The organism is Streptomyces endophyticus (assembly GCF_035798155.1).
Taxonomy (GTDB): domain Bacteria; phylum Actinomycetota; class Actinomycetes; order Streptomycetales; family Streptomycetaceae; genus Streptomyces; species Streptomyces endophyticus.
Genome location: NZ_JAOZYC010000207.1, coordinates 189,541 through 202,273, shown reverse-complemented (window position 1 = coordinate 202,273; position 12,733 = coordinate 189,541). Strand labels below are relative to the sequence as shown.

The following is a 12,733-nucleotide window of genomic DNA, read 5'->3' as shown; positions in this document are numbered from 1 at the left end:
CGACGCTCTTCCGATCTCGACGCGTCGGTGGCGCAGGCGGTGGGGCGGGCGCTCGCGCGGGCGGGGCGGATCGTGGCGGCGTCCCGCTCGACCAGGCGCTCGGGCTGGTCCTCGCCGCCCCGCTGACCGCCCTGACGGACCTGCCCTCCTTCGACACCTCGGCGATGGACGGCTGGGTCGTGGCGGGCCCCGGTCCCTGGGCCGTGGGCGGCGAAGGGCTGCTCGCCGGGCACGAGCCGCCCGCCCCGCTGGCCGACGGCGAGGCCGCGGCGATCGCGACCGGCGCCCGCGTGCCCTCGGACGCCACGGCCGTCATCCGCAGCGAGCACGGCCACATCGACGCGGGCGGCCAACTGCACCCGCTGCGCGAGGTCGCCCACGGCCAGGACATCCGCCCGCGCGGCCAGGAGTGCCGCAGCGGTGAACTGCTGCTGCCCGCAGGCGCCCTCGTCACCCCGGCCGTCCTCGGTCTCGCCGCCGCCGCGGGCTACGACACCCTGACCGTCGTCCCGCGACCGACGGTCGAAGTCCTGATCCTCGGCGACGAGTTGCTGACCTCTGGCCTCCCCCGTGAGGGCCTCATCCGGGACGCGCTCGGCCCGATGCTCCCGCACTGGCTGCGCGCGCTCGGCGTCGAGGTGACCGCCGTTCGCCGGCTGGGCGACGACGCGAAGGCGCTGCTCAAGGCGGTACGAGAGGCCGGCACCGACCTGGTCGTGACCACCGGCGGCACCGCGTCCGGGCCGGTCGACCACGTGCACCCCACCCTGTGCGCCCTCGACGCGGAACTCCTCGTCGACGGGGTCGCCGTCCGCCCCGGCCATCCGATGTTGCTTGCCCGGCTCAAGGAGGGGCAGCACCTGGTCGGCCTCCCCGGCAACCCCCTGGCCGCCGTCTCCGGCCTGCTCACGCTCGCCGAGCCGCTGCTGCGGGTGCTCTCCGGCCGGGCGCAGGACCAGACGCACAGCTCCGCACAGCGCCAAGCCCCCGACGGGCGACAGCAGGGGGACGGGGGCCGGAACGCGGACGCGTACACCGCCCCTCTGCACACCCCCGCCCCCGGCCACCCCCACGACACCCGCCTCATCCCCATCGTGCTGCGGCAGGACGACGGCAGTGGGCACGAGTGGGCGGTGCCCCTGCACTACAACGGTCCGGCCATGCTGCGCGGCATCGCAGCCGCCGATGGGCTCGCCGTCATCCCGCCCGGCGGCGCCAAGGAGGGCCAGGAGGTGGAGATCCTCGACCTGCCGTGGTCGTGGAACCCCGGCCTGCCCGGTCTCAACCCGGCGGGAAACGAAGGGTGTTTCACGTGAAACTGGCCGGCGATGACGCCATCGCACGCCAAGAGGACGAGCGGACCGCGACCTACCGGGTGAAGCTTCCCCGGCAGGTCGTCGAGCGCCCGCTCCTCCAAGTGGCCCGGCGCGTGCTGATAGCGCTCACCGTGCTCGTCGTCACCGCGCTGATCGTGTGGATCGACAGGGACGGCTACAACGACAACTCCGATGGCCATGTCGACCTGCTCGACTCGTTCTACTACGCGACCGTCACGCTCTCCACCACGGGATACGGCGACATCACGCCGGTCAGCGACGCGGCGCGGCTCACCAATATCTTCGTCATCACGCCGCTGCGTGTGCTCTTCCTGATCATCCTGGTCGGCACCACGCTCGAAGTCCTCACCGAACGGACGCGGGAGGAATGGCGCCTGAAACGCTGGAGGTCCACCTTGCGTGACCACACTGTCGTCGTCGGCTTCGGAACCAAGGGCCGCAGTGCCGTGGAGACCGTCTGCGCGAGCGGCCTGAAGCCCGAACAGGTCGTCGTGGTCGACCCCAGCCCCAAGGTCGTCGAGAGCGCCAACGCCCATGGATACGCGGGCGTGACGGGCGATGCCACACGCAGCTCGGTCCTGTTGCAGGCCGAGGTGCAGAGGGCGCGAAAGATCATCATCGCGACGCAGCGCGACGACACGGCGGTCCTGGTGACGCTCACCGCGCGGCAGTTGAACCGTGGGGCGAAGATCGTCGCCGCGGTCCGCGAGGAGGAGAACGCTCCGCTGCTGCGCCAGTCCGGCGCCGACGCCGTCATCACCAGCGCCAGTGCGGCGGGCCGGCTGCTCGGCCTGTCGGTGCTCAGCCCGCACGCGGGCATGGTCATGGAGGACCTCATCCAGAAGGGCTCCGGCCTCGACCTGGTCGAACGCCCGGTCACCAAGGCCGAGGTCGGCCTGCAGCCGAAGGAGACGGAGGATCTGGTCGTCAGCGTGATCCGCGGGCACCGGGTACTCGGCTACGACGATTCGGCCGTCGGCTCGCTCAAGCTGACGGACCGCCTCATCACGATCACCCGCGTCACGCCCATGACCCAACTGGCGCCGGACATGAAGCCGACGCCCCGCGGCTGAGGCCGGCCGTGCGGTTGCTCCGGCCGCGCAGTTGCTCCGCCACCTCCACGTGACTGATCCACGGGAGTAGCCTCGCGGCCATGTATGCGATCACGATCACGGAACCCGGCGGACCCGAGGCGCTCGTCTGGTCGGAGGTCCCCGACCCCGTACCCGGCGAGGGCGAGGTCCTGGTCGAGGTGGTCTCCAGCGCCGTCAACCGCGCCGACCTGCTCCAGCGGCAGGGCTTCTACAACCCGCCGCCCGGCACCTCCCCCTATCCCGGCCTGGAGTGCGCCGGCCGGATCGTCGAGCTCGGCGCCGGTGTCTCCGGCTGGTCGGTCGGCGACGAGGTGTGCGGGCTGCTCGTGGGCGGTGGCTACGCCGAGAAGGTCACCGTCCCCGCGGGCCAGCTCCTCCCGGTGCCGCAGGGCCTCGACCTGGTCACGGCCGCGGCGCTGCCCGAGGTGACCTGCACCGTCTGGTCCAACGTCTTCATGATCGCCCATCTGCGGCCGGGCGAGACCTTCCTCGTGCACGGCGGCTCCAGCGGCATCGGCACGATGGCGATCCAGCTCGCGAAGGCGGTCGGCGCCAAGGTCGCGGTCACGGCCGGCACCAAGGAGAAGCTCGACTTCTGCGCGGAGCTCGGTGCGGACATCCTCATCAACTACCGCGAGCAGGACTTCGTGGAAGAGATCAAGAACGCCACGGACGGGGCGGGCGCCGACGTCATCCTCGACAATATGGGCGCCAAGTACCTGAACCGCAACGTCGACGCCCTCGCCACCAACGGCCGGCTCGCCATCATCGGCATGCAGGGCGGGGTGAAGGGCGAGCTGAACATCGCCACGTTGCTCGGCAAGCGCGGCGCCATCACCGCGACCACGCTGCGGGCCCGGCCCCTGGCCGAGAAGGCGTCGGTCGTCGCGGCCGTGCGCGAGCACGTGTGGCCGCTGGTCGAGGGCGGCCGTGTGCGGCCGATCGTGGACAGCACGCTGCCGATGAGCGACGCCGCGCAGGGCCACCGGGTCCTGGAGGAGTCGGGTCACATCGGCAAGGTCCTGCTCACCAACCAGTAGTCGGCACGCGTCACCGGCGCAGCCGCAGCGCCAGGAACCCGAGGCCGAGCCCCGTGAGCAGCAGTCCTGCCCCCAGCGGCAGCACGTTCACCAAGGGTGCGGCCCCGGGCTCGCCGACGGCCTGCCGTGCGGGGGCGGGCCGCTCGGGGCGCGGTTCCTGCGACACGGCCGGCGGGTGCTCGGTGGGGGCCGGGGGCAGCACGGCCCCGGTGGTGTCCGGCGTGGGCAGCTCGCGCCCCGGCGGGGTGCGGCCCACCCCGGCCCTGCTCCCCGCGAGGGACCCGTGCGGCGAGGGCTCGGCGACGTACGCGGGGGGCTCGGCGGCGTAGGTCAGGGGCACGGACACCACCGGCACCGCCAGGAACAGCGGCACGGAGAAGAGAAGCCCGGCCACCCACCGAAGCACCCACCGAAGCCGCCGCATCCCCAGCCCCTTCCGCTCCCGGTTCGTCCAGATGCTTGTGCTAAGCCTCACATAGCGAGATAAAACAGGCACGCCGGATTTGGGCCCGCCCGGCAGGGTGGATCAGCTCCGAACGGGGGCACCACCGAGATGTGACAGCGACGTACGAGAGAATGGCGGCATGGAGATGCCGAGGAACGAACAGTCGCCGGAGAACCCGCAGGTCCTGGTCGTGGGCCAGGACGGCATGGCGCTTGGCGGCGGTGGCGGCGACGAGTCCCGCGAGATCCCGGTGACCGACATGGTGGAACAGCCCGCCAAGGTGATGCGCATCGGCAGCATGATCAAGCAGCTGCTCGAAGAAGTGCGCGCGGCTCCCCTGGACGAAGCGAGCCGGCAGCGCCTCAAGGAGATCCACTCGAGTTCGGTCAAGGAGCTCGAGGACGGCCTGGCCCCCGAACTCGTCGAGGAGCTGGAGCGGCTCTCCCTGCCCTTCACGGAGGAGGCGACCCCGAGCGACGCCGAGCTGCGCATCGCGCAGGCCCAGCTGGTGGGCTGGCTCGAGGGGCTCTTCCACGGGATCCAGACGACGTTGTTCGCCCAGCAGATGGCGGCGCGAGCCCAGCTCGAGCAGATGCGCCGAGCCCTGCCGCCCGGTGTCGGCGGTGGCGAGGAAGAGGGCGAGGACCCGCGCGCCGGCGGCCGCTCGGGCGGCCCGTACCTCTAGGTCGGCCAGGTCAACAAGCACATACGTAGGGGCCCGTCTTATGACGGGCCCCTACGTATGCGTGAACTTGGCCACCGGACGACAGATGCCGATCGCCCCAAGTGATCACGAAATCGCCATCGGACGCCTACAAATATCCTGCTCACGATTTGCAAGGCCTGCATGGCAACGGGTTGGATGTCCGGTCCATCTCGGAACGGCGACATGGCCGATGCCTGTAGCGTGGCCCGACGTATGGATCCGGCAGCACGGACAGAAACGACGGCGAGGACTGATGGCACAGCAGCAGCGCGCTCAGGGCCCGTCCGACCCCGAGGCGACTGGCGGCGGTATGTCAGATGCGCCGGAAATGTGGGGTAACGGCGGGCTCGTCGGGGACGGTCGGTATCGACTGACCGGCAGACTCGGCCGGGGTGGCATGGCAGAGGTCTTCGCGGCCGAGGACGTACGCCTCGGGCGCACGGTCGCCGTCAAGCTGCTCCGTTCCGACCTCGCCGAGGACCCGGTCTCCAAGGCCCGCTTCACCCGCGAGGCACAGTCGGTCGCGGGGCTCAACCACCACGCGGTCGTGGCGGTCTACGACTCCGGCGAGGACGTCGTCGCCGGGAGCACCGTCCCGTACATCGTCATGGAGCTGGTCGAGGGCCGCACCATCCGCGACCTCCTGCTCAGCGCGGAGCCGCCGGGTGCCGAGCAAGCTCTGATCATCGTCTCCGGCGTCCTTGAGGCGCTCGCGTACTCGCACCAGCACGGCATCGTGCACCGCGACATCAAGCCCGCGAACGTGATCATCACCAACACCGGCGCGGTGAAGGTGATGGACTTCGGCATCGCGCGCGCCCTGCACGGCGTGCAGTCGACCATGACGCAGACCGGCATGGTCATGGGCACCCCGCAGTACCTCTCGCCCGAGCAGGCCCTCGGCAAGGCCGTCGACCACCGCTCCGACCTGTACGCCGTCGGCTGCCTGCTCTACGAACTTCTCGCGCTGCGCCCGCCGTTCACCGGTGAGACCCCGCTGTCCGTGGTCTACCAGCACGTCCAGGACACCCCCGTGGTGCCGTCCGAGGTCCTGGACGAGGTGCCGCCGGAGCTGAACGGGCTCGTCATGCGCTCGCTCGCCAAGGACCCGGACGACCGGTTCCAGACGGCCGAGGAGATGCGCGGGCTCGTCCAGTACAGCCTGCAGATGCTGTACGAGCAGGGTGGTCACACCGGCACCTGGAACACCGGCCCCATCGACTCGCACGAGGGCGGCTCCACGCCCGCGATGGGTGTCGCCGCCACCACGGCGATGCAGCACCCCGGCGACTCCGGCACGGCCCAGCAGCCGATGCTGCGCCCGCCGGGCGGCGACGACGGCGGCTTCGACGGCAACGGGCGCGGGGGCGGCGGCCGTGGCCGCGGCAAGCTGTGGATCGTCGCCGTGCTCGCGGTCATCGCGATCGCGGTGGGCGTCGCCTGGGCGCTCACCAGCGGCGACGGCAGCGACAAGGACCCCGGCAACAAGAAGTCGCCGAGCGCCACCAAGTCCGAGAAGACCTCGAAGCCCAGCGAGACGGCCTCGGACGACGCGTCTGAGGGCGCGACCGAGGAGCCGGGCACGAGCACGGGCGGCGACACCGGCTACACGCCGACGCAGCAGCCCACCACCACCAACCCGTCGCCGACGCAGTCCGAGCAGCCGACGGACGAGCCGACCGAGCCGACTCCGTCGAACACGGGTCAGCCGACGGACGAGCCGACGGACGAGCCGACCAACACGTCGGAGCCGACCGGTGACTCGAGCGGGGGCGGCGGCACCGGAGAGCCCGCCACGGACGGCGGCACTGGCGTCGTCGGTGGCGGCGGCGACAGCGGCGAGTAATCCCGCCGGCCACACCACGGGGCTCCGCCCCGGACCCCGCTGCTCAATCGCCGCAGGGGCTTGAATGAGCCGATCCGCCCCGCAGTTCGTGCACCGTCACGAACTGCGGGGCGACGCACAGGTAGACCGGGTCGAAGAGCTCGTCGTCCGCGTAGTGCGGGGTGGGCCCGAAGAGTTCGAGTTCGGCGGTCGTCGGCTCGACCTGCTCGCAGGTGCCGACGCACTGCACCGACCACTGGCCCGCGTCCTCGGGGCTCTCCTGACCCAGGCTGTCCGTCCCGTAGGCGACGACGCTGCCGATGCACGCCTCGTGGTAGCCGAGGCCGCGGTGCATGCGCAGCAGAAGCCGTCCGTCGGCCACGATGTGGCGGGCGGAGGCGAGGAAGGGCAGGGCGCGCATGCTGGTCGCGACGCGGCCGTAGGGCACGCGGGCGAGCAGCTCGAAGGCGCGGTCCCGGTCCTGCCGTACAGCCGTTTTCTGCGGGTCCTTCTGCGCGTCGGAGGGCATGTCACCACTCTGCGCCGCGGACACCTCGGCAAACCAGAGGAACCCGCCCCCAGGAACGCGTGACCTAGGTCCCGTGCGGGCGGGGGTTCCGTCAGTGCTTCTCGGCCTGCATACGGGCCACGTACGCGGCCGCCTGGGAGCGGCGCTCCATGCCGAGCTTCGACAGCAGGCTGGACACATAGTTCTTGATCGTCTTCTCGGCGAGGTGCAGACGCTCGCCGATGACCCGGTTCGTCAGGCCCTCCCCGATCAGGTCGAGGATCTTGCGCTCCTGGTCCGTGAGGCCGGAGAGCTTGTCGTCGCTCTTGCGGCCGCCGTCGCGCAGCCGCTCCAGGACGCGGGCCGTGGCGACCGGGTCGAGCAGGGACTTGCCGGAGGCGACGTCCCGTACGGCGGTGAGCAGCTCATTGCCGCGGATCGCCTTCAGGACGTACCCGGAGGCGCCGGCCATGATCGCGTCGAAGAGCGCCTCGTCGTCCGCGAACGACGTCAGCATCAGGCACTTGACCGACTCGTCCTGGGAGCGGATCTCCCGGCACACCTCGACCCCGCTGCCGTCCGGCAGGCGCACGTCGAGCACCGCCACGTCGGGCCGGGTCGCGGGGATGCGCACCAGGGCGTCGGCGGCCGTTCCGGCCTCTCCGACCACCTCGATGTCGTCCTCGACCGACAGCAGCTCATGGACGCCGCGGCGGACCACTTCGTGGTCGTCGAGCAGAAATACGTGGATTTTTCCGTCTTCGCGCACGGCATCAGTCTCACACACGAACCTTGGCCGCGCCCTAGATGATCGTGGGGTGACCGGGATAACGTGCCGGTGTTCCGGCCCCCTGCCAGGCTGAGACTCAGGACCCGTCGCACAGCTGTGACCTGCGACGCTTCGTCTTCCCTCGCGATACTAGGAAATCCAACCAACGACTTACTTGGAAATCCAAGCAAAATCGCAGGTCAGATGGGGTTTCGCAGATGTGTGACCCACTGGGTAACGTGCGTGGGTGAAGGGTGCTTGCCGGAGCACTTGTCACGCCTGTTGCCGGCACCTCGCACCCACCCCGTGCGTGGACGGATCAGGCGAGCCGAGCCGACTGGCCATCCGGCAATCCCGGGGGCCGGACCGACGGAGGAGCACACGTGACCGTAGACAGTGCCGACAGCACTGCCGCAGCGCAGAAGGCACAGCCGGCGCGGGGCCGGACCGCTGTGAAGAAGTCTGCGAAGAAATCCCCCGGCAAGACCGCCGCTGCCAAAGCGCCTGCGAAGGCCCCTGCCAAGGCACCCGTGAAGACGGCGGCCAAGAAGGCCGCCAAGGCCAAGGCGCCGCAGAGCGACCTGGTGCAGCTGATGACCCCTGAGGGCGAGCGGGTCAGGACGGCGGAGAACGCGGTGTACGACCGCTACGTCGCCGACATCACCGACGACGAGCTGCGCGCCCTGTACCGCGACATGGTCCTCACGCGCCGCTTCGACGCCGAGGCCACAGCACTTCAACGCCAGGGCGAGCTGGGCCTGTGGGCGTCGCTGCTCGGCCAGGAGGCGGCCCAGATCGGTTCGGGGCGGGCCACCCGCGAGGACGACTACGTCTTCCCGACCTACCGCGAGCACGGCGTGGCCTGGTGCCGCGGGGTCGACCCGACGAACCTGCTCGGCATGTTCCGCGGTGTGAACCACGGCGGCTGGGACCCGAACAGCAACAACTTCCACCTGTACACGATCGTCATCGGCTCGCAGACCCTGCACGCCACCGGTTACGCGATGGGCGTGGCCAAGGACGGCGCGGACAGCGCGGTGATCGCGTACTTCGGTGACGGCGCGAGCAGCCAGGGCGACGTCCTGGAGGCCTTCAACTTCGGGGCCGTCTACAACGCCCCCGTGGTGTTCTTCTGCCAGAACAACCAGTGGGCGATCTCCGAGCCCACCGAGCGCCAGATGCGCGTGCCGCTGTACCAGCGCGCGCAGGGCTTCGGCTTCCCGGGCGTGCGCGTGGACGGCAACGACGTGCTGGCCTGCCTCGCCGTGACGCGCTGGGCCCTCGACCGGGCCCGGCAGGGCGAGGGCCCCGCGCTGATCGAGGCGTTCACGTACCGCATGGGCGCGCACACCACCTCCGACGACCCGTCGAAGTACCGGTCGGACGACGAGCGGGTGTCCTGGGAGGCGAAGGACCCGATCCTGCGCCTGCGCGCGTACCTGGAGTCCCAAACCGACACGGATGAGGGATTCTTCGCGGAACTCGACGCCGAGAGCGAGACGTTGGGCAAGCGAGTACGCGATGTCGTACGGGCCATGCCGGACCCGGACCTCATGGCAATCTTCGAGAACGTGTACGCGGACGGGCACGCGCTCGTCGACGAGGAGCGCGCGCAATTCGCCGCCTACCAGGCGTCATTCGCCGATGAAGCCGCCGGGGAAGGGGCCTGAGGACATGGCTGTACAGAAGCTTCCGATCGCGAAGGCGATCAACGAGTCACTGCGCACGGCGCTCGACAACGACCCGAAGGTCCTCGTCATGGGCGAGGACGTCGGCAAGCTCGGCGGCGTCTTCCGCGTCACCGACGGCCTGCAGAAGGACTTCGGCGAGGACCGGGTCATCGACACCCCGCTCGCCGAGTCCGGCATCGTCGGCACCGCGATCGGCCTCGCGCTGCGCGGCTACCGGCCCGTCGTGGAGATCCAGTTCGACGGTTTCGTCTTCCCCGCGTACGACCAGATCGTCACGCAGCTCGCGAAGATGCACGCCCGCGCGCTCGGCAAGATCAAGACGCCCGTCGTCATCCGGATCCCGTACGGCGGCGGCATCGGCGCGGTCGAGCACCACAGCGAGTCGCCCGAGACGCTGTTCGCGCACGTGCCGGGCCTCAAGGTGGTCAGCCCCTCCAACGCGAGCGACGCCTACTGGATGCTCCAGCAGGCCATCCAGAGCGACGACCCGGTGATCTTCTTCGAGCCGAAGCGCCGCTACTGGGACAAGGGCGAGGTCGACACGGAGGCCGTGCCCGGCGACCTGCACAAGGCCACCGTCGCGCGCGAGGGCACCGACCTGACGCTCGTCGCCTACGGGCCCATGGTGAAGGTCTGCCTGGAGGCGGCCGCGGCCGCCGAGGAGGAGGGCAAGTCCCTGGAGGTCCTCGACCTGCGCTCCATCTCGCCGATGGACTTCGACGCCGTGCAGAAGTCGGTGGAGAAGACGCGCCACCTCGTCATCGTGCACGAGGCACCCGTCTTCCTCGGCGCCGGCGCGGAGCTGGCGGCCCGGATCTCCGAGCGGTCCTTCTACCACCTGGAGGCGCCCGTGCTGCGGGTCGGCGGGTACCACGCGCCGTATCCGCCGGCGCGCCTGGAGGAGGAGTACCTGCCAGGGCTCGACCGGGTGCTCGATGCCGTCGACCGTTCGCTGGCGTACTGAGAGGGGGCTGAATCATGGCTCGCGAGTTCAAGATGCCCGACGTGGGCGAAGGCCTGACCGAGGCCGAGATCCTCAAGTGGTACGTCAAGCCCGGCGACACCGTCGCGGACGGGCAGGTCGTGTGCGAGGTCGAGACCGCGAAGGCGGCCGTCGAGCTGCCGATCCCGTACGACGGGGTGGTGCGGGAGCTGCTCTTCCCGGAGGGGACGACGGTCGACGTCGGCCAGGTGATCATTTCGGTGGACGTCGCCGGGGACGAGCCCGCGCCGTCGCCCGAGCCCGCCGCGGAGCCGGAGGCTGAGGCCGCCGAGCCGAAGGGGCGCCAGCCCGTGCTCGTGGGGTACGGCGTTGCCGAGTCCTCCACGAAGCGGCGGGCCCGCAAGGGGGCCGAGGCCGAGGCGGTGCCCGCCACCAACGGCACGGCCACCCTCACCCGGCCTCTCGCCAAGCCCCCCGTGCGCAAGCTCGCCAAGGACCTCGGGGTCGACCTTGCCGCCGTGATCCCGTCCGGTTCGGACGGGATCATCACGCGCGAGGACGTGCACGCGGCCGTCGCGCCCGCGCCCGAGGCACCCGCGCCGGTCGCCGAGGCCGTCGAGGTCGCCGAGGTGGCGGCCCCCGCCGCGTCCGACTCCGTGCGTGAGACCCGGATCCCGGTCAAGGGTGTGCGGAAGGCGACCGCGCAGGCGATGGTGCACTCGAAGTTCACGGCGCCGCACGTCACGGAGTTCGTGACCATCGACGTGACGCGCACGATGAAGCTCGTCGAGGAGCTCAAGGGCGACAAGGACATGGCGGGGCTGCGGGTCAACCCGCTGCTGCTCATCTCCAAGGCGCTGCTCGTCGCGATCAAGCGCAACCCCGAGGTCAACGCGGCCTGGGACGAGGGGCACGACGGAAAGGCCGAGATCGTCCAGAAGCACTACGTGAATCTGGGCATCGCCGCGGCCACCCCGCGCGGTCTGATCGTGCCGAACATCAAGGACGCGCAGGCCAAGACCCTGCCCGAACTGGCGTCCGCGCTGGGCGATCTGGTGTCCACGGCGCGCGAGGGCAAGACGTCTCCCGCCGCGATGCAGGGCGGGACCGTCACCATCACGAACGTGGGTGTGTTCGGCGTCGACACCGGTACGCCGATCCTGAACCCCGGTGAGTCGGCGATCCTCGCCGTCGGAGCGATCAAGCTTCAGCCGTGGGTCCACAAGGGCAAGGTCAAGCCGCGCCAGGTGACGACCCTGGCCCTCTCCTTCGACCACCGGTTGGTGGACGGGGAGCTGGGGTCCAAGGTGCTGGCCGATGTGGCGGCGATCCTGGAGCGCCCGAAGCGGCTCATCACCTGGGCCTGACGCATGTCCCTCCGGCGACGGGGCTGAAGCCTGGGGCTCTGCCCCAGACCCCGCTCCTCAATCGCCGGAGGGGCTTCATTTACCTGGGCCTACCTCTTGAACCCGTAGTCCATGAGCTTCTTGGCGTCGGACGTCCGCGCACTCACAGACGTCGACTTCAGCACCGTCCCGATCACGGTCTTCCCGCTCCGCGTCGCCGCGAACACCAGGCAGTACCCGGCCTGCGGCCCCGACCCGGTCTTGACGCCGATGGTCCCGGAGTACGTACCGAGCAGGCTGTTCGTGTTGGACCACGACATATTGCGGTAGCCGCCGGACTTCGTCGTGACCTTCTGCTTCGTCGACTTCGTCTTCACGACCGAGCGGAACGTCGCGCTCTTCATCGCCGAGGACGCGATCTTCGTGAGATCCCTCGGAGTCGAGTAGTTGGCGCCGTGGCCGATGCCGTCGAACGAGTCGAAGTGGGTGTTCTTCAGGCCCATGTCGGTCGCGGACTTGTTCATCTTGCCGATGAAGGACTTCACGCGCGCCGAACGGGTCGAGCCCGAGCCGAACTTGTCCGCGAGCGCGTACGCCGCGTCGCAGCCGGAGGGCAGCATCAGGCCGTACAGCAGCTGGCGGACGGTGACCTTGTCGCCGACGATCAGGCGGGCCGACGACGCGGTGTTCTTGACGATGTAGTCGCTGTACGCCTTCTGGATCGTGACCTTGGAATCCAGGTTCAGATTCGTCTGGGCCAGCACCACCTTGGCGGTCATGATCTTGGTGGTGGAGCCGGTGGACCTACGGGTGTCCGCGGCCTTCGTGAACAGGCTCGAACCCGTCCCGTTGTTCATCACATAGCCACCGACCGCGGCGACCGTCGGCTTGGCAGGTGCCGTGGCGGCCTGCGCGGTGGTGGTGAGAGCGCCACTGGCGAGCACGGTCCCCGTGAGGAGAACGGCCATGCCCGCTCTGCGAGTTTTCAAGTCGAATGCTCCAAATGTGCCTGGAATTGCGCCCCTTGAG

The 12,733-nt window shown here is 70.1% G+C and carries 12 protein-coding genes; 8 read left to right on the top strand and 4 right to left on the bottom strand.

What is annotated here, in order from left to right; translation table 11 throughout:
• The 3 genes from OKJ99_RS42525 to OKJ99_RS42515 all read left to right on the top strand — a co-directional run.
• Positions 1 to 1,316 (top strand): molybdopterin molybdotransferase MoeA (locus OKJ99_RS42525; RefSeq protein WP_326024021.1); only part of this gene is annotated, 1,316 nt, incomplete at its 5' end.
• Complete coding sequence (locus tag OKJ99_RS42520) at positions 1,313 to 2,410, top strand: potassium channel family protein (protein ID WP_326024020.1); 1,098 nt, start codon at positions 1,313 to 1,315, stop codon at positions 2,408 to 2,410. The genes OKJ99_RS42525 and OKJ99_RS42520, both read left to right, overlap by 4 nt.
• 80 nt (positions 2,411 to 2,490) lie before the next feature.
• Positions 2,491 to 3,471: an NAD(P)H-quinone oxidoreductase gene (locus OKJ99_RS42515; protein WP_326024019.1), complete on the top strand. Its 981-nt coding sequence runs from the start codon at positions 2,491 to 2,493 to the stop codon at positions 3,469 to 3,471.
• A gap of 10 nt (positions 3,472 to 3,481) precedes the next feature.
• Here OKJ99_RS42515 and OKJ99_RS42510 read toward each other — a convergent pair whose 3' ends face one another.
• Positions 3,482 to 3,865 (bottom strand): hypothetical protein, encoded by a 384-nt coding sequence (locus OKJ99_RS42510; RefSeq protein ID WP_326024018.1) that lies wholly within the window; start codon positions 3,863 to 3,865, stop codon positions 3,482 to 3,484.
• Between the two features lie 190 nt (positions 3,866 to 4,055).
• Here OKJ99_RS42510 and OKJ99_RS42505 point away from each other — a divergent pair, with 190 nt between their 5' ends.
• On the top strand, positions 4,056 to 4,601 hold the full coding sequence (locus OKJ99_RS42505; RefSeq protein ID WP_326024017.1) for a bacterial proteasome activator family protein: 546 nt from the start codon (positions 4,056 to 4,058) through the stop codon (positions 4,599 to 4,601).
• 274 nt (positions 4,602 to 4,875) lie between these two features.
• Complete coding sequence (locus OKJ99_RS42500) at positions 4,876 to 6,468, top strand: protein kinase domain-containing protein (RefSeq protein ID WP_326024016.1); 1,593 nt, start codon at positions 4,876 to 4,878, stop codon at positions 6,466 to 6,468.
• Between the two features lie 43 nt (positions 6,469 to 6,511).
• On the opposite strand, the gene OKJ99_RS42495 is transcribed toward OKJ99_RS42500, so the two are convergent.
• Positions 6,512 to 6,976 (bottom strand): pyridoxamine 5'-phosphate oxidase family protein, encoded by a 465-nt coding sequence (locus OKJ99_RS42495; protein ID WP_326024015.1) that lies wholly within the window; start codon positions 6,974 to 6,976, stop codon positions 6,512 to 6,514.
• Between the two features lie 91 nt (positions 6,977 to 7,067).
• Entirely contained in the window at positions 7,068 to 7,724 is a 657-nt protein-coding gene (locus tag OKJ99_RS42490; protein WP_326024014.1) for a response regulator transcription factor, read from the bottom strand.
• Positions 7,725 to 7,978: 254 nt separating this feature from the next.
• On the opposite strand from OKJ99_RS42490, the gene pdhA reads away from it, so the two are divergent.
• The 3 genes from pdhA to OKJ99_RS42475 are packed head-to-tail and all read left to right on the top strand — an operon-like array spanning position 7,979 to position 11,725.
• Positions 7,979 to 9,394, top strand: a complete 1,416-nt coding sequence (pdhA, locus tag OKJ99_RS42485; protein ID WP_407700879.1) for a pyruvate dehydrogenase (acetyl-transferring) E1 component subunit alpha — start codon at positions 7,979 to 7,981, stop codon at positions 9,392 to 9,394.
• 4 nt (positions 9,395 to 9,398) lie between these two features.
• Entirely contained in the window at positions 9,399 to 10,379 is a 981-nt protein-coding gene (locus OKJ99_RS42480; RefSeq protein WP_326024013.1) for an alpha-ketoacid dehydrogenase subunit beta, read from the top strand.
• Positions 10,380 to 10,393: 14 nt separating this feature from the next.
• A complete protein-coding gene (locus tag OKJ99_RS42475) occupies positions 10,394 to 11,725 on the top strand; it encodes a dihydrolipoamide acetyltransferase family protein (protein ID WP_326024012.1) in 1,332 nt (443 codons plus the stop codon).
• A gap of 89 nt (positions 11,726 to 11,814) precedes the next feature.
• Here the strand turns inward: OKJ99_RS42475 and OKJ99_RS42470 are convergent, their stop codons facing one another.
• Positions 11,815 to 12,672 (bottom strand): D-alanyl-D-alanine carboxypeptidase family protein, encoded by an 858-nt coding sequence (locus OKJ99_RS42470; protein ID WP_326024011.1) that lies wholly within the window; start codon positions 12,670 to 12,672, stop codon positions 11,815 to 11,817.
• Positions 12,673 to 12,733: the final 61 nt, after the last annotated feature.